The following is a 16,616-nucleotide window of genomic DNA, read 5'->3' as shown; positions in this document are numbered from 1 at the left end:
CCGGACTGCCATGAATCCTAGACGCCCTCTTACGCCTGAGACGTACTACCGCCTCCCCTGGAACCTCGCCGACAACTCCATCACGTGGCTCGAGCCCACCACCAAGTGCAATCTGTACTGCGAGGGCTGCTACCGCGAGAACGACCCCGATGGTCACAGACCGCTCGCGGACGTGATCCGGGAGCTGGAGACCGTGCGCAAGCTGCGCCGGACCGACGGCATCTCCATCGCCGGCGGCGAACCGCTCATCTATCCGCACATCGTGGAGTTGGTGCGCTACGTGGCCGCGCAGGGCTGGAAGCCCATCATCAACTCCAACGGGCAGGCGCTCACGCCCGCGCTGGTGCGCGACCTGACCAAGGCCGGGCTCGTGGGCTTCACCATGCACGTGGACTCCCACCAGAAACGCCCGGGCTGGATCGGCAAGACCGAGCTCGAGCTGTGCGAGCTGCGCGAGAAGCTCGCCAACATGATCTACGAGCATAGCGGCGGCACCGTGGCCTGCGCCTTCAACGCCACCATCTACCGCGACACCCTGGACGACATCCCCATGCTCACCCGCTGGGCCCAGGCGCACATGGACCGGGTGCAGACCATGGTCTTCATCCTGTTCCGCTCGGTGAAGGCCCAGGCCGGATTCGACTGCCACGCCGGGGGCAAGCCCGTGGACGTGGGACAGCTGGTCTACCACCTGGACCACATGGAGACCCACAAGGACATCCTGGCCCAGGACGTGGCCGACAAGATCCGTGAGATCGATCCCGACTTCGAGCCCTGCGCGTTCTTGAACGGCACCGAGGACCCGCGCTCCATGAAGTGGCTGCTCACCCTCAAGGTGGGCGACAAGGACCGCACGCTCGGCTACCTGGGCCCCAGGTTCGCCGAACTGGTGCAGGTGTTCCACCACTTCTTCTGGGGCACCTATCTGGCCTACACCAGGCCCTGGCTGGTCCGCACCGCCCAGGCCCTGTTCCCCCTGGCCCTTTTCAGCAAGAGCATCCGCAAGGTGTTCCTCAAGTGGCTCAAGGAGCCCGGGAAGTGGACCGATTGCCTGCACATCCAGTCCATCATGATCATCCAGCCCTGCGACGTGTTCGAGGACGGCCGCCAGAACATGTGCGACGGCTGCCCCGACGCCATCCTGCACAAGGGCCGCATGGTCTGGAGCTGCCGCGTGGATGAACTGGTGAAGTATGGCACGTTCATCACCTGCACCCCGCGCGGCGGATGCTGCGGCACAGCCACCCAGGCTACGCCTGCCGAGAGCGGGGCCAACCTGCCCGCCGAAGCCGCCGGGACCCTGCCCGCGGCCAAGCCCGAAGCGCCCCTGGCCGTGAAGCCGGAGGCCAGCGCCCCGGCGGTCAAGCAGGAGGTCAAGGCTCCCGCCGTGAAGGAGGAAGCCCCGGCCGCTCCCATCGAGATGCCCGCAGCCGCGCCACAAGCGCCGGCCCCCCCGGCCGCCAAGCCGAAATCGGCGGCGAAATCCAAGTCAGGCAAGCCCAAGGCGTCAAAGGCCAAAGGCAAGAAGTAACATCCAGGGCGGGCCTCGAGCCCGCCCTTAACGCGTTATACAGGGAACCACCCGCCCGCATGACTCAATCCCCCGGCACCCCCCAGGCGGGCACAGCCTCTCACGGCATCATCGGCAAGTTCCTGCATCTGGCGTCCGCCCAGACCATCCGGGACGTCCTGCACACGTGCTTCTTCATCTATCTGGCCCGCGTGGACCAGAGCCATTATGGCGAGTTCCAGCTGGCCTTCAACACGGCCATGATCGTGCTGTTTCTGGGCGAATTCGGCCTGAACCAGCCGCTGGTGTCGTCGCTTTCCAAGAAATACGGCAACAAGGGCGACATCCTGGCCCAGTACACCCTCATCAAGGGGCTCATCCTGGTGCTGGGGTGGCTCGGGGTGTGGGTGTTCATCACCCAGCAGCGCTACACGGCCGGACTCACCAACCTGATCCAGGTGATCACGGCGGGCGTGGGCCTGGAGGCCCTGGCCTCGAGCTTCTTCGTGGCCTGCCGGGTGCAGGGCAGGCAGGATCTGGAGGCGCGCATCAGGTCGGTCGCCGCCGTGTGCGGCTACGGCTGGGCGCTGGGCACCCTGGCGCTGGGGTTCGCGCCCCACTGGATCGCGCTCTTCAAGCTGATCGAGAACGGCATCTCGCTGGTCGGCGGGGCCTGGGTGGCGGTGAACAAGACCGACATCCAGAGCCTGGCCCTCAAGGGCAAAGCCCTGGCCCGCACCTGGAACACGGCCAAGGGCGGGCTGGTGTTTGTGCTGCTGGCCTTCTTCTCCATCCTGTACAACAAGGCCAACCTGTTCTTTTTGCAGAAGTTCTCCGGCCCCTACGCTGTGGCGCAGTATTCGGCCACCTGGGAGGTGGTGGACGCCATCCAGATACCCATCTCCAGCCTGCTCATGAAGAGCGTGCTGTTCCCCCTGTTCGTGGGGCTGTGGCGCCACGACAAGGAGGGCTTCGACCGCCTCAAGGACAACTCGGTCAAGTGGCTTCTGGGCGCGTCCATCCCGGTGATGTTCTTTTTGTTCGTGGAGTCCGACCGCATCATCGGGCTCATCTACGGCAAGAGCTACGTGGACGCCATGTGGCTGCAGAAATGGCTGGTGCCGTCGGTGATGTTCAGCTTCGTGCACAACCTGGCGGCCTACCTGATGATGAGCCAGCACCGCCAGAACGCCCTGTTCTGGATCTACGCCGGCGGCCTGGCCCTGAACATCGTGATGTGCGCCCTGCTCATCCCCAAGATGCCGCTTCTCGGCGCGGGGCTGGCCATCGTGATCACCAAGGGCGTGGTGTGCTGCTGCACCACGTACTCCTGCCAGCGGGAGATGGGGCTGATCAAATGGCGGGCGGTGCGGCCGGTGCTGACGGCCACGCTTCTCGGCGCCGGCCTCTACTTCGGCCTCGGCCTTCTGGGAATCCGCGAAATCGCCGAAGCGGGCGGGCTGGCCCCGTTCGGGGTGCTCGGGTACAAGTGGTGGAGGGAGATGAAAGCCCAGGCCTTGCCGAAGGCGGCCTAGCCCGGCTCCACGCGGCTTAGGCGACGCCCCTCGTCGCTTCACAAACCAAAAGACGGGATGCGCAGTTGTGTGCGCATCCCGCCTTTCACATTTCTCTGAATCGTGCCTCTCGAATCGCGCGAAGCCGTTGGGGATTCCAAGGGGACACAGTCCCCTTGGCCGCCGGAGGCGTCCTCCTCCCCTCTTGCTCTTACCCCCGTATGACCTCCACGACCCGTCCACCCCACGTCACCTTGTACGCGATGCCGCGCCAGCGCATGGTGAAGGTGGTCCAGGTGCGCAGGTAGCACCAGACGGTGATGATGGGCGAGGCGAAGAATCCCTTGGTCCAGTCCCAGAATCCGATGGGCCTGGGCGAAAGCGTCCTGAAGACCAGCCCAACCGCGGCGAAGCCGGCAGCGTAGCAGGCGACCGCCCCTACCCACCAGGAAGCGTCAGCGGAGCCGGTCACCGCCCCGAGCAGGCCGAACACCGCCAGGAGCGGCGGCACGGAGAACATCCAGACCACGGCCAGGGAGCCTATCCACATCTCGGGCGTGCAGAACTTGAGGTACAGGAGCTGCCGGGTGAGCCAGTCCTCCCAGATGGAGTACGGCACGCTTTTCAGCGGCGTATCCAGGCAGGCCTCGGCCACGGGCCAGGAGCGGATGCCGCGCTTGGCCAGGTGGGGTCCGAGGGAGAAATCGTCCACGATGTTTTTCTCCCACACCTGGGCGATGCCGTGCTCCTCGAAGAGCTGGCGCGTGACAGCCATGGCCCCGCCCCAGGGCTGGGTGATGGCCCGGATGGGCTGGAGGCTGTGCAGGAACAGGCAGACGTTGAGCATGCCCAGGGTGGGCACGGAGGCGTCCAGGGGCACGACGCGGTGGAAGCCGCCGGAGATTGGGGCCTTGCCCTGGGCGATGGGATCGACCAGCAGGCGGGCCAGGTCGGGCCGGGCCACATGGGTGGAATCGCAGAAGACGTAGACCTCGGCCCAGTCGCGCACGGCGGCCACTCCGGCCAGGAGGTTGTGGTTCTTCTGGCCGCAGGCGGCGGACGGGCCACTGAGCAGGTGCTCGGCGTCGTCCCGTCCCCGGACCAGGGCGCGGGCCACGGCGGTGGCCGGGTCGGCCTCGTCGCGGGTGACCAGCACGTAGCGCAGGTTGGGGTAGTCCTGGGCCAGCAGGCTTTCGAGCCCGGCGCGCACGGCCGGTGTGTCACCGGTGATGGGCACGATCATGGCCGTGCGGGGGGCGTTCTCCAGGGGGCGTGGTCCGGCGTAGGGGCGCTTGAGCCCGCCGAGCACGTGTTTGCGCCCGGCCAGGTACAGGGCCAGGAGCATGGCTATTTCCGCCAGAGCGGTCAGCACGAAGACTGTTTTCACGAACACATCCTTGCGAGACTCAGTTGGAGGGAGGATAGCCGGGCGGCCACTGGAGGCCGCCGGGAACGGTCTGGCCGCGCTTGGTCCTCTCGGCCTGCATGGCGATGGACTGGCCGCTCTTGATCAAGAAGAACGTCCCCGACGCCTTGTCCTCTCCCTGAATCTCGCCTTCGAAGTAGTTGCCGCTGCCGTGCAGGGCGCGAATATGCTTCCCGTCGACTAACCCGGCCAGGTGGTAGGTGTTGCTCTCGCCGGTCCTGGTGGTGACGGTGGCCACTCCGTAGAGGAACTGGCCGCGCTGTTCCAGGTTGCACTCAACCTTGTTGCCGAAGAATTCGGCCACCCAAAGGCCTGTGACGTCCGCCTGGGCGAGGGCGGGGGTCAGTGCCACGAGGAGCATGGCTATGGCAAGAAGAAAAGCTCTCACGGTATTCTCCGGCGGCCCGGGTGGTGTCCGGGCCGGGCATGATGATCTGGTTCAGGCCGGTGGCGGGGCTTGCCCGCGCCGGCCTGGGCGTGGCCGCCTCCATCCCTGGTCGCTTTCCGGCGGGGAAAAGTTACGGGATGTGCTCGGAATCCCTCGCGGACAAGGGGCTTATAGTCTGCGCGGACCCGCTTGACCAGCCCCAATCGGGGCGGATGCGAGGCGGTCCAGAAGCTCCTCGTGGCGGGCCACCATGGCCGCCATGGAGTAGTCGCGCACCGCCACAGCCCTGGCCTCGCGGGCCATGCGGGCGCGGGCGTCCTCGTCCGAGAGCAGGCGCACGAAGCTCCCGGCCAGGCGGGAGGCGTCGCGAACCGGGGAGAGAAGCCCGGTCACGCCCTCCTCCACCACCTCGGGTATGCCGCCCACGGCCGTGGCGGCGATGGGCGCTCCCGAGGCCATTCCTTCAAGGATGACATTGGGCAGCCCCTCGCGCAGGCTGGAGAGGGTGAGCACCGCGGCCTGGCGGTAGAAGGGGCGCAGGTCCGAGCCGCCGGGGAAGAACTTGATGCGCTCATGGCTGGCCAGGCGGCGCGCGGAGAACTCCACGCGGCCCTTGAGCGGCCCGTCGCCCACCAGCCAGAGTTCGGCCCCGGGCACCTTGGCCCAGGCCATGTCGAAGGCGGCCAGCAGGGTCTGGTGGTCCTTGTCCTCCACGAAGCGGGCCACGCAGAGGATCACCTGGCGCACCGGGCCCACGCCGTCGGGGTCCGGGGTGAAGAAGTCCGTGTCGACGCCGTTGGGGATGACCGTGACCTGGTCCTCGCGCCGCCCCAGGGCCACCAAGGCGTCCTTGAGGGCGCGGGTGTTGGCGATGTGGTGGTGGGCCAGGCGGGCCAGGAAGCGCTCGTGCTGGCGCGTGATGTTTCCCCCGCCCCGGCAGGTGGCCAGCACGGCGGGCACTCCCGAGAGGCGTCCGAAAACGCGCCCCCAGATGTTGGGCACGGCGGTAAGGGGCATGAGGATGTCCGGGCGGCTTCGCGCAAGCTCTCGCCGAAGTGAGAGAATCGCCCCTGGAGTGACCGCGCGCTTATCGGACAGCCACCGCATGGGCACGTCCGCCTCGCGGGCCTGGGGGGCGAAGTCCGCCCCCGAGGAGAGCATCCAGAATTCCGGAGCGAAGCGCCTGCGGTCGATGCGCCGGGCCAGCTCCAGGGCGTGGCGCTGGGTGCCCCCGAAGAGGAGGTCCTGCAGCAGCAGGACCGTCCGCCTCGCGGCCATTAATATCCCATCAGCCCGCAGCAGCGGGTGCAGGCGGGCATGAGCCCCTCGGTGGTGAGGCTCGAGCGGAACTTCCGGTAGGCCTCGTTGTTCCAGATCTCGGTGATGGTGTTCTTCTTGACGTTGCCCACCACGTAGTCGTGGTAGTCGCGGCAGGGAGACATGTCGCCGTTGGAGTCGATCTCCACCGCCTGGTAGATGGAAATGCACTGGTCGTAGCCGTAGGTGGTGGAGTGGTCGGTGTAGTACTCGCGCAGGTTGTCCACGCCGGTGATGTTGGGGATGATGTTCACCGCCGGGGAATTCAGGCTCTTGGAGCGGCGCAGCACTTCCTTCAGCTGGGCGTCCAGCGTGGCGTAGTCCTTGATGGTCCAGTCGCCCACCCAACCGCGGTGCAGCTTGGGGGCGAAGCCGAAGCGGTTGTTGAAGTCCACCTCGTGGGCGTCGGCGGACTTCTCGTCGATCCACCAGGAGAGGTAGAAGACGAACAGGTCCACCTTGTCCTTGAAGGTTTCGTAGATGTCCACCAGGCGGTGGGCGTTGGCCTGGGAGATGGTGGTGAGCGAGGCCGTCAGGGGCAACTTCTTGCCGGTGCGGCGCTTCTCTTCGTTCACCGCCTCCAGGGCGTCCAGGATGTCCTGGAAGTTGTTCCCGCCGCCGGCCGAGGGGCGCGCGGCGTTGTGGGTGTCCGGGTCGGGGCCGTCGATGGACATCTGGAGCAGGAACATGGGCGCGGCCACCAGGCGCTCGGCGGCCTTGGCCAGGCCCGTGGCGTTTGTGGCGATGGAGGTGGGCATGCCAAGCACGGTGGCGTGCTCGATGATCTCGAGCCAGCCCTTGTACATGGTGGGCTCGCCGCCCCACAGGTACACCGAGGGGAAATGGCCGTGGGTGGCCAAGTCGGCCAGCAGCAGGTGGTAGCGTTCGGGGCTGACCTCGGCCTTCTTGAGCGACTTCAGGTCGGCGCAGTGCATGAAGCCCTGGTCGCCCCACTGGCCGCAGGTGTGGCAGCGCAGGTTGCACAGGTCGGTGATGCGGATGGACACCTGACGGATGGAGCGGGCAACGCCTTCGTGTGCCTTGGGATTCAGCCACTTGAAAAGCATCTTTTCCTTTTCGAGGGCGACGAGCCGGGATGCGATCCACGGATGGCGGGAAACCCGGGCGAAATTCTTGAGGATGGTTCCCAGGGCGATGCTGGAGCGTTTGGACATGGTACCTCGCGGGCCGGACACGTTCGAACCGGCGGAATTGTCGATATCCCGAGGGTTTTTTTCAACCCAAGTGGGACGCTGCTCCTTACTCCCGGCCAATGCGGGAGTCAACCTCGGCCGAAGCGGCCTTGACAGGGCCGCCGGGCCTGCCGCAGAACCCCGGCCATGAAAGCCCTCGTCTACCACCGCTCCATCCCCCGGTACCTGCTCTCGGCCTTCTTCACCAAGTTGCAGCGCAAGCGCTTCCACCATCTGGTGACGCCCCTCAAACTGGAGGACGTGCCCTTTACGCCCGCCCGTCCCGGCTGGGTGACCATCAAGACCCGCCTGTGCGGCATCTGCGGCTCGGACGTGAACCTGCTCAAGGGCGCAGAGTCCATGCTGCTCGAGCCCTACGCCTCCCTGCCCATGGTCATCGGCCACGAGGTGCTGGGCACGGTCGAGTCCGCCCCCGCGGGCTCGGACCTCGCGCCCGGGCAGCGCGTGCTGGTGGAACCGGTGCTGGACTGCGCCTGCCGGGAGCTGCCCCCGTGCCGCTTCTGCGCCAAGGGCGAATACAACCTGTGCGAGAATTTCCTGGACGGCGCGCTGCCGCCGGGGTCTTTCCTGGGGTTCAACGCGAAAGCCTCGGGGGGCATGGCCGAGACCACAGCCGCCCATCCCTCCAAGGTGCTGCACGTGCCGGACAGCGTGAGCGACGAGGACGCGGTGCTGGTCGACTCCATGGCTTCGGTGATGCAGCCCATCCTGGAGAACTTCCCCGAACCAGGCGACACGGCCGTGGTCTGGGGGGCCGGGGTGCTCGGCCAGCACGCGGTGCGCTGCCTGCGGGCCATGGGCTTTGCCGGGCGCATCGTGGCCGTGGCCCGGCACGGCTTCCAGGCGGACATGGCCGAGGCAGGGGGAGCCGACACGGTGCTGCGCTCGCCCTCGCGCCAGGAGCTGGCGAAAGCCTGCGGGGGCCGTTTCGTGCCCACCACCATGGGCGGCGGCAACGTTGAGGGCGGAGCGGACGTGGTCTACGACTGCGTGGCCTCGTCCGGGACCTTCCAGGAGTCCCTGCTGGCGCTTCGGGCCAGGGGCCGCTACGTCATGATCGGCACGGCTTCGGAGATAGGAAAGGCCGACGTGTCCAGCCTGTGGTTCAGGCAACTGCGGGTGACGGGTTCGGCCAGCTACGCCACGGCCCCGTGGAAGGACGGGCGCGTGCGCACCTACCAGGCGTGCCTGGACCTTCTGGCCTCGGGCGCCTACCCCACGCAGGGGCTTCTGACCGGACTCTACAGGATAGAGGACTGGAAGCGCGCGTTTCAATCCGCCTTCGACAAGGCCGGGAGCGGATCCATGAAGGCGGCCTTCGATTTCAGATAGCCGGGCCGGGAGACCGGTGTGAGCGTCAGCCGTCCTGGCCGTCCTCCTGGGACAGGGCCAGGCTGCCCACGGAATAGAGTATCTGACAGGCGTTGCGCAGGGTGTCGTTGCCGCCCTGCCTGTCCAGCTCGTCCAGCAGCACCCCGGTACGGCTGCCGAGGCGCTCGATGAACCTCGCGTACCAATTCTTCTTGGCCTTGCCCGCGAAGCGGCCGGAGCTCATGGGAGCGCCCAGCGCCTCCACCGCTTCGGCCTGCCCCTGCAACTGACAGAGACTTCGCAGCAGGAAGGCGTATTCCCCCAGGTACCCACACCCGGAATGCACCAGGCAGCACAGCAGCGAAAACGCCGCCACGCACTGCGCCGAACCGTTGAACGCGGCCGGACTTCCCATGCCGTGCAGGACGGCACTGGCCTTCTCGTAGGAAACGACCTGCGTGAAGAAGGAGAAAACTTCGGAGCATGCCGCGATGGCTTTGCAGCCCCCGGGGAAGTCTGGGCTGGCGCCGGCTTCGGGGCCAGCTTCCCGGGCGTCGTAACATCCTTGGGAGAAAAAACGGCACGCGCCGGAAGGGCCCGGCGAGCCCACCTGAATATCGGCGTGGAGGTCCGGCTTGCCGTCAATCTCCAGGCGCAAACGCATAAACGTCATGCCATTGCTCCACACTACCGGCCCCGGTCCGAAAGACGATCACTGACCGGCAAGCAAACGCCTCGCCTGTGGGCGGCAAGACACTAAAGCTTTTCCAAAACATGCCGAACTATCAACAAGCGCGTGACCGCATATTCCTTGAACGCGCAGCGCAACGCCCTGAACGCCCGGCTGGCCGTGAAAGAGACGCATGACCCGGGACCGGCTCCGTGTTTTCGCATGGGCGATATAGCACAGGGCGAGTCCAACGCCCAAGCCAATACGCCTTTCGGACGTTGACCCCTGTTTACGGGACAAGTAGAAGTGTTCATGGGATGTCGAGCTATCTACTGTCCGCGAGACGTTAATAAACCTGTTTTTGGTTCATGGTCAACCGTTATTGGTAGCCGTGACTAAAAATTGTTTTGGTGGTCCTGTGTTACATTCGACCAGACGCTCGCGACGTGTCCAACATCAGACATATATTTTTCGGGGAACTCATTGGGCACAGCCACTACGACCGCGCAACGGTTGAAAATCATCCGCGGAGACCTGTCCCAGGCCGAATTCGCGAAGCGCCTCGGGGTGCACCAGAACACCCTGGGGCGCTACGAACGGGGCGTCACCGAGCCCGACACCGGCATCGCCAGGGCCCTCTGCACCATCTTTGGTATCGAGCCCCGCTGGCTTCTTCTGGGTGAAGGGGTCATGCGCTCGCAGGAGTACGCCTCCGACGATTTGGCCACGGACATCCGGGCCGCGCTTTCCGAAACGGCCCTGGAACAGGAGCTGGCCGCGCTGCGCCGGGAGGCCACGGACCTCAGGAAGGAAACCCAAGAGCTGCGCCAAGAGCACAAGGAACTCCGGCAGGAGAACCGCGAACTGAACCTGACCGTTCGCAGGCTCTTGCAGGAAAACGGGGACCTGCGCGTGGCCATGGTGGAGACCAGGGCCATCTCCCCCCCCAGCCCGGGCCAGACCCGGGACGCCTAGGCGGACTGCCCGGCGTCCGCCGCTACGGGCCTGTCGGGCCCGGGACGCCTCTTTTCACATCCCCGACCGGGGCCAGGCTACGGCCGGGCCAATCCGGCCTGCGCCAGCTCTTTCCGCCCGGGCGCGCCCATGCGTTCCACCAGCCCCTTGAGGTCGGTCACCTGCCGGGCCAGGTCCGAGACGGCCTGGGCGGAGTGGTTCATGCCCTCGGCCGTTTCCGAGGCGATGGCGTTGATCTCGTCCACGCTGCGGTTGATCTCCTCCGAGGTGGCCGACTGCTGCTCGGCGGCCGTGGCGATGGAGGTGATCTGGTCCACGGCCTTGCCCGCGATGCCCAGTATCTCCTCCAGGGAGTCCCCGGCCTGGGAGGCCAAGCGGTTGGACTCTTCGATGGCCGACACTGCCTGGTTCACGCTGCGCACGTTTTTGTCCACGGTTCCGGTGATGGCCTGGATGGAGCCGGTCACTTCAGAGGTGGCGGACATGGTCCGCTCGGCGAGCTTTCGCACCTCGTCGGCCACCACGGCGAAGCCGCGCCCGGCTTCTCCGGCCCGGGCCGCCTCGATGGCCGCGTTCAGGGCCAGCAGGTTGGTCTGGTCGGCGATGTCCTGGATCACGTTGATGATGGAGGTGATGTCCGCGGCCTGGCGTCCCAGTTCGTTGATCTCGCCGGAGAGCTCGCGCGACATGGTGCTCACCCGGCCCATGGCCGAGACCACCTCCTGCACTACCTGGGCACCGTGGGCGGATTTCTCCTGCACGTCCCTGGCGCCGTCCGCCGCCTCGGATGCGTGGCGGGCCACCTCCATCACCGTGGCGTTCATCTCCTCCATGGCGGTGGCCGTGGAGGCGGTGCGGTCGCGCTGGTTTTCCGTGCCGCGAGAAGCCTGTTCGATCTGGGCGGCCAGTTGATCGGAGGCCGCCGCCACGTGCTGGGTGAAGGCGTCGATGTCCCGGGCCACGTCCAGGAGCCGCTTCTGGTTGTCCTCGGCCTCGCGGTGGCTGCGCACCACTTCGGTCATGTCCGTCCACACCGAGCAGCCGCCGATCAGGTGTCCGTCCAGGTCGTAGAGGGGCACGGCGTCGATGCGCACGTGCCTGACCTCGCCCGAGCGCGAGGTCACGTCGGACTGGTAGCCGATACGGGCCGTGCGCTCCTCGATCACCTGCTGGATTACGGCCTTGCGGTTCGGGTCGCCGAAGATGAGATCCCCGGCCGTGCGCCCCTTCCAGCTCTCGGGCGTTCCCCCCGCGCCTAGGAATTCGACCATCTCCCGGTTGATCTGGAGGACCTTGCCCGCCGTGTCGCAGATGATGTTGGGGGACTTGATGGAATCGAGCACCCCCTGGATGAAGCCGATCTTCTCCTTCACGGTCAACGCCAGGCGCCGTACGCTGTCGGCGGTCTCGCCCAGGGCGTCCGGGGCCTCGTAGTCGATGGAGACGTCGTACTCGCCCTTGGCGATCTGTTCCGAGGCGTGGGCGATGCGCTTCACCGGATCGAGCAGCACCCGCGACACCAGCAGCACCAGGCTCAGGAAGGAGCCCACCATGGCCAGCCCCAGGCCCAGCAGGGAGGATTTGTAGACCACCCAGTCCAGGCCGTGCAGGGTTTCGTCCCGGGTCATGCCGAAATAAATCTTCCAGCCGTACTCGGGAAACTCCTCCATGGCCGCCACCTTGTGCTGCCCCCGGGTCTCGTAGGTAAGGAACTTCTCCTTGTTGGACATCAGCTGGTCGGCCACCGTCGAGACCTGGCTGGACGGCTTGCCGTTGAACCCGGGGTCGGGGTGGTAGGCGAAGTTGCCCTGGCCGTCGAGAATGAAGGGATAGCCTTTTCCGTTCACGGTCACGGTTTTCAGGTAGTCAATGAAATCCTGGCTGAAGATGCGCTTGCCCGCGAACACCGCCCCCACCACCTGCCCGTTCTTCTTGAGGGGCCGGTACTCCACGATGCGGTAGATCCCCCCCAGCATGGAAACGCCCTGGTGGGGGCGTCCGGCCTTGAGGGCCTCGAAAACCGGGCCGGAGTCGATGGCCGTGCCCGTCATGCGCTTGCCGTCCTGCACGAGGTTGGTGGAGATGCGCTCGAAGCCCTTGTCCGTGAAATAAAAATAGGTCGCACTGGTGTCGTAGCGCTCGCGCATGCGGTCCACGACGGCGTTGTCCTTGTCGAAGGACGGCGAGAAGGACTCAATATCCACCTGGGATTCCAGGATGTCCAGCACCGCCTCAAGGCGGTACTTGCTTGCCCTGTGGTAGAGGTCGAGCACTTCCGCCACGCCGCTTGCCGACGTTTCCGCCAGTGACTGGCCCAGCTTCAGGGCCTTCGAATAAATATTGTAGATGGACAGTCCCGCCGAGAGGGTCACCGCGACAAAAACAATCATCATCACAGCAAGTTGCAACTTTGTCTGCAACCGTACCCGGTCCATGAACTTGAACATGCCCATTCCTCCGGTCGTTCAGGCGCTCCGAATGTCGCCCCGTTTATATCCGTCATTTGGGATTTTTTTAACAAGCGGCGAAATTTGCATCGTTTTGACGCAAAGAGCAAGGACGTTTCTCGGATCAGCATACCCTGTCCTGGCGGTCTGGTATGGGGCGGACGCAGCAATATCCATGGCCTGGGCCGATGGCGGCAGATGTTTTGCGCCCGTGGCGTTCGAACCACAACAATTCCCCCCCCCCCCGCGCGCAACGGCACCCGGCGCACAAAAAAGCCCCCCGGCCGCGGGGCCGGGGGGCTCGTCAAGTCCTGTCGGGACCGCGCCCGCTATTCGCAGGTGACGGTCTGGTCGGTGTAGTAGTCGGAATCGGAATGCTTCAACCCCCGGCCCTTGGGGTCGAAGATCTTGTAGTCGCCCTTGCCCATCTTCTGCATGCGGAACTGCCAGGCGGTCTTCAGGCAGCCAAGGCCGTAGATGCAGCTGCGCTTGAAGTTGATGGAGCTGGCCTCGTCGAAATACTTGGTGGGGCAGCTCACCTCGCCGATCTTGAACCCGAAGAACAGGGTCTGGGCCAGCATCTGGTTGTCGAAGACGAAGTCGTCGGAGTTCTCCCACAGGGGCAGCGTCTCGAGCACTTCGCGGGTGAAGGCGCGGTAGCCGGTGTGGTACTCCGAGAGCTTGGCCCCCATGAGCAGGTTCTGGGACAGGGTCAGCACGCGGTTGGACACGTACTTGTATCCGGGCATGCCGCCAGCCAGGGCGGTGCCGCCCAGGATGCGCGACGCGAGCACCGCGTCGTAGAGCCCGGACGTGGCCAGGTTGGCCATGGCCGGGATAATCAGAGGAGTATACTGGTAGTCGGGGTGCACCATGATGACCACGTCCGCGCCGAGCTTGAGGGCCTCGGAATAGCAGGTCTTCTGGTTGCGGCCGTAGCCCCAGTTGCGCTCGTGCAGGAAGCACTTGATGCCGAGCTTGCGGGCGTGCTCGATGGTATTGTCGCGGCTGGCGTCGTCCACCAGGATGACATCGTCGACGATGTCGCGGGGCACCTCGGAAAGGGTGCGCTCCAGTGTGGCGGCGGCGTTGTAGGCCGGCATGACCACCACCACTTTCTTGCCGTTCATCATCGGGGGAATCCTCCGGTAAGATCTCTTGCTGGAATCGGAAACGGGGCATTAATCCCCAACCCCCGCCCCCTGTCAAGCCCCAAAGAGCCCGCCCTTGTTTTTCGACGAGATTGCGGGTAGAGAACCGCCGCTTAAACCATGAGCACCATATCCGCAACCCACTCCCGCTTCTTACGCGACCCAATTTTCTGGACCATCCTGGCCCTGGGGGCCTTCCTCATATTCGTAAACCTCGGTTCGCGCCCCCTGTGGCAGGACGAAGCCGAGACCGCCAACCTGGGCCGCAACGTCGTGCGCACCGGACTGCCCTACGTCACGGACGGCGTGAACATCGTCTCCCAGGAGGAGCGCAGGGAGTTCGGCCAGGACATGATCTGGCGCTGGTCCCCCTGGTTGCAGATCTACATTTCCGCCGCCGGACAGCTCGTGGACCCGCATTCCACCTTCTGGGCCCGGTTCTTTTTCGCCGTCACCGGCCTTCTCTGCATCGCGGCCACGTATCTCTTCATCATGAGCCGCTTCGGCGACCTGGCCTGGGCGCGCGTCTCGGCGGCCCTGCTCACGGTGTACACGCCGTTTCTCCTCTACGCCCGCCAGGGACGCTACTACGCGGCGGGCGGGCTCATCATGCTCCTGATCCTCTGGGGATTCCTGGGGGACTGGAAACGCCGCACACCGCCGCTCCTGGCCATCGGCCTGGGCCTCGGGCTTCTTTTCCACGCCAACTACCTGCTGCTGCTCTCCCTGTCGCCGCCGCTGCTTGCGGCGGCGATCCTGCTCTACCGCAAGGATCTCTCCTTCAGGCGCGTGGCCCTGGCCATAGCGATCTCCTGCGTGATGATCGTGCCGGGCATCTTCCTCTACAGGATGGGCCGGCAGTCCTCGCTCTTCAACATCATGCTCGTGCCCGAGAACATCATGCTCTATTTCTCGGACTGGATCATGTACATGATCCCCCTGCCGGTGCTGGCCGCCCTGGCCTGGCGCTGGAGGGGGTTCTTCCTGGGACGGGGCGGCCCCCAGGCCCCGGCGGAACGCTTCTGCCTGTTCATGGTGCTCATCATGATCGGAAGCCTGCTCATCTTGTCCCTGTTCCCCCAGCGCTTCCACCGGTACATCGTCCATTTCTATCCGGCGTGCGCCATGCTGCTGGCCTGGGCCGGGCTCGCGCTCTGGCGGTTCTCGAAACCGTCCGGGGCGCTGTTTCTCATACTGGTGGGCCTCACCAACTGGCTGCACATCATCCCCATGGAGCGCCTGGCCATCGTCAACCGCCCCTGGCAGAACGACCTGCGCCAGCTCACCTCGGTGAACATCCCCCTCAAGCTCTATCTGAACGAGGTTCTCTGCGGCTATCCCGACGTGAACATCAGCCTCGTCAATTTCTTCCTGAAGAACGCCAAGCCCGGACAGACCATCCTGGCCGAATACGGGGACATGCCCCTGCAGTTCTACACGCCCTTCCGGATCATAGGCGGCCTGCAGGGCCCCATCGCCCTGGACGAGAAGCCCGACTGGGTGAGCATGCGCCGCGACGTTCGCGTCAACCGCGACGGATTCCTCTTCGCACCCAGGGAGTTCATCGAGAACCACCTGGACCTGGCCCGCGACTACGAGCGCATCGAACTGGACCTGCCCGACGAGACCTTCGGCAACCGGGCCGGGCCGCAGTTCCACTATTTCATTCCCGCCGGGCCGCCCCAGAAGCCGCTGGTGATTTACAAGCGCAAGGAGTCCCCCCGTGCGGATTGATCTCACCCGCATGGTGAAGCTGGGTCTCTTCTTCTGCCTGGCGCTCACCGCCTGGAAGGGATTCATGAAGCTGCCGGAGGTCTACCCCGCGCTCGAGCCCGGACGTTTCTACCAGGGACTCGTGAACGACGGCGAGAACTCCCTCATCATGAAGGAGCGCCACTTCGACTTCAACTACCAGACCGGCAAGGCCCTGGACATCCGCTGGCGCGAGATGCGGGCCCGGGGCGAAAATCCGCCGGATGGCGACTTGGTGAACCGCGACCGGCTGGAGCGGGCCATCCGCAAGACCGCGGCCAAGGACTCGCGCAACGCCGACTACGTGGACATGGCCGAGGAGAAGCTCGCCCGGGCCAGGCGGCTCGAGGCCGAGGGCTGGTCCCTGGGCTGGAGCCTGTGCAGGCCGTCCGCGCCGAGGGAGGCCGGAAAATGAAGCGCCTCCTGCTCATCCTTGCGGTCCTTCTGGGCCTGGCCATCGGCTCCTTCGCCTTCTGGAACGGATACGTCTACCCGCCCATGGGCCTGCACGGACTTTCCGTGGACCAGTACCAGGCCGCCTGGGAAACCGCGGCGCGCGGCTTCTGCCAATCCTCTGACCTGACGTACGAGCGCCCCGACTTCGTCAAGTTCCGCAAGCCCGAAACCGGAAGCGAGGCGTACGCCTGGGGCGTGGCCCGGGCCATCACCGCCGACAGGCGCGAACGCCTGGCCTGGATCTATCTGGAATGGTCGGCCAAGCGCAGCGTCTGGACCCGCAGCTACACCCTGGTGCTGGCCGATGACGACGACGAGGTCTACTACACCCCGGCCTTCCCGGGTCAATACGACCGGGCCCGCATAGCGCTTGGGAAAATCATGAAGGAAAACGCCCGCCACGTCCGCGAATACCTGAGCGCCCAGGACCATTGACAGGCGAAGGGTTGCAGGGGAACTCTATTTGGGGTAGAGGCCCCTTCCTA

General features: G+C 65.5%; 14 protein-coding genes. 7 read left to right on the top strand and 7 right to left on the bottom strand.

Annotation, left to right across the window (positions count from 1 at the left end):
* Positions 1-10: 10 nt before the first annotated feature.
* The gene (locus ML540_RS14255; RefSeq protein ID WP_243362381.1) at positions 11-1,531 is read left to right on the top strand and encodes a radical SAM protein; all 1,521 of its coding nucleotides are present in this window, start codon (positions 11-13) and stop codon (positions 1,529-1,531) included.
* Positions 1,532-1,590: 59 nt separating this feature from the next.
* The gene (locus ML540_RS14250) at positions 1,591-3,045 is read left to right on the top strand and encodes an oligosaccharide flippase family protein (protein WP_243362379.1); all 1,455 of its coding nucleotides are present in this window, start codon (positions 1,591-1,593) and stop codon (positions 3,043-3,045) included.
* A gap of 190 nt (positions 3,046-3,235) precedes the next feature.
* On the opposite strand, the gene ML540_RS14245 is transcribed toward ML540_RS14250, so the two are convergent.
* From ML540_RS14245 to ML540_RS14230, 4 genes are all read right to left on the bottom strand, one after another.
* Positions 3,236-4,411, bottom strand: coding sequence for a glycosyltransferase (locus ML540_RS14245; RefSeq protein WP_243362377.1), 1,176 nt, complete (start codon positions 4,409-4,411; stop codon positions 3,236-3,238).
* Positions 4,412-4,430: 19 nt separating this feature from the next.
* The gene (locus ML540_RS14240; RefSeq protein ID WP_243362368.1) at positions 4,431-4,838 is read right to left on the bottom strand and encodes a hypothetical protein; all 408 of its coding nucleotides are present in this window, start codon (positions 4,836-4,838) and stop codon (positions 4,431-4,433) included.
* A 168-nt stretch (positions 4,839-5,006) separates the two neighbouring features.
* A complete protein-coding gene (locus ML540_RS14235) occupies positions 5,007-6,116 on the bottom strand; it encodes a glycosyltransferase (RefSeq protein ID WP_243362366.1) in 1,110 nt (369 codons plus the stop codon).
* Complete coding sequence (locus tag ML540_RS14230) at positions 6,116-7,330, bottom strand: radical SAM protein (protein WP_243362364.1); 1,215 nt, start codon at positions 7,328-7,330, stop codon at positions 6,116-6,118. Before ML540_RS14230 ends, ML540_RS14235 begins: the two co-directional genes overlap by 1 nt.
* 165 nt (positions 7,331-7,495) lie before the next feature.
* Here ML540_RS14230 and ML540_RS14225 point away from each other — a divergent pair, with 165 nt between their 5' ends.
* Positions 7,496-8,701, top strand: a complete 1,206-nt coding sequence (locus ML540_RS14225) for a zinc-dependent alcohol dehydrogenase (protein WP_243362362.1) — start codon at positions 7,496-7,498, stop codon at positions 8,699-8,701.
* A gap of 25 nt (positions 8,702-8,726) precedes the next feature.
* Here the strand turns inward: ML540_RS14225 and ML540_RS14220 are convergent, their stop codons facing one another.
* The gene (locus ML540_RS14220; protein WP_243362360.1) at positions 8,727-9,353 is read right to left on the bottom strand and encodes a hypothetical protein; all 627 of its coding nucleotides are present in this window, start codon (positions 9,351-9,353) and stop codon (positions 8,727-8,729) included.
* 510 nt (positions 9,354-9,863) lie between these two features.
* Between ML540_RS14220 and ML540_RS14215 the strand changes: the two genes are divergently transcribed.
* On the top strand, positions 9,864-10,325 hold the full coding sequence (locus tag ML540_RS14215) for a helix-turn-helix transcriptional regulator (protein WP_243362352.1): 462 nt from the start codon (positions 9,864-9,866) through the stop codon (positions 10,323-10,325).
* A gap of 77 nt (positions 10,326-10,402) precedes the next feature.
* On the opposite strand, the gene ML540_RS14210 is transcribed toward ML540_RS14215, so the two are convergent.
* Both ML540_RS14210 and ML540_RS14205 read right to left on the bottom strand, forming a co-directional pair.
* Positions 10,403-12,772 (bottom strand): methyl-accepting chemotaxis protein, encoded by a 2,370-nt coding sequence (locus ML540_RS14210; RefSeq protein ID WP_243362350.1) that lies wholly within the window; start codon positions 12,770-12,772, stop codon positions 10,403-10,405.
* 329 nt (positions 12,773-13,101) lie between these two features.
* Complete coding sequence (locus ML540_RS14205) at positions 13,102-13,905, bottom strand: glycosyltransferase family 2 protein (protein ID WP_341482662.1); 804 nt, start codon at positions 13,903-13,905, stop codon at positions 13,102-13,104.
* Positions 13,906-14,043: 138 nt separating this feature from the next.
* Between ML540_RS14205 and ML540_RS14200 the strand changes: the two genes are divergently transcribed.
* From ML540_RS14200 to ML540_RS14190, 3 genes are read left to right on the top strand one after another with little or no spacing between them, the layout of a single operon-like run.
* Positions 14,044-15,657 carry a glycosyltransferase gene (locus ML540_RS14200; RefSeq protein ID WP_243362347.1) on the top strand — a complete coding sequence of 538 codons (1,614 nt, stop codon included), beginning with the start codon at positions 14,044-14,046 and terminating at the stop codon, positions 15,655-15,657.
* Positions 15,647-16,090 carry a hypothetical protein gene (locus tag ML540_RS14195; protein ID WP_243362345.1) on the top strand — a complete coding sequence of 148 codons (444 nt, stop codon included), beginning with the start codon at positions 15,647-15,649 and terminating at the stop codon, positions 16,088-16,090. The genes ML540_RS14200 and ML540_RS14195 overlap by 11 nt, the downstream gene beginning before the upstream one ends.
* Positions 16,087-16,566: a hypothetical protein gene (locus ML540_RS14190; protein ID WP_243362343.1), complete on the top strand. Its 480-nt coding sequence runs from the start codon at positions 16,087-16,089 to the stop codon at positions 16,564-16,566. The genes ML540_RS14195 and ML540_RS14190 overlap by 4 nt, the downstream gene beginning before the upstream one ends.
* Positions 16,567-16,616: the final 50 nt, after the last annotated feature.

This window comes from Fundidesulfovibrio terrae (assembly GCF_022808915.1).
Taxonomy (GTDB): domain Bacteria; phylum Desulfobacterota; class Desulfovibrionia; order Desulfovibrionales; family Desulfovibrionaceae; genus Fundidesulfovibrio; species Fundidesulfovibrio terrae.
Note: the sequence above shows the minus strand (reverse complement) of the source record. Positions and strands in the feature narration are given on the sequence as shown.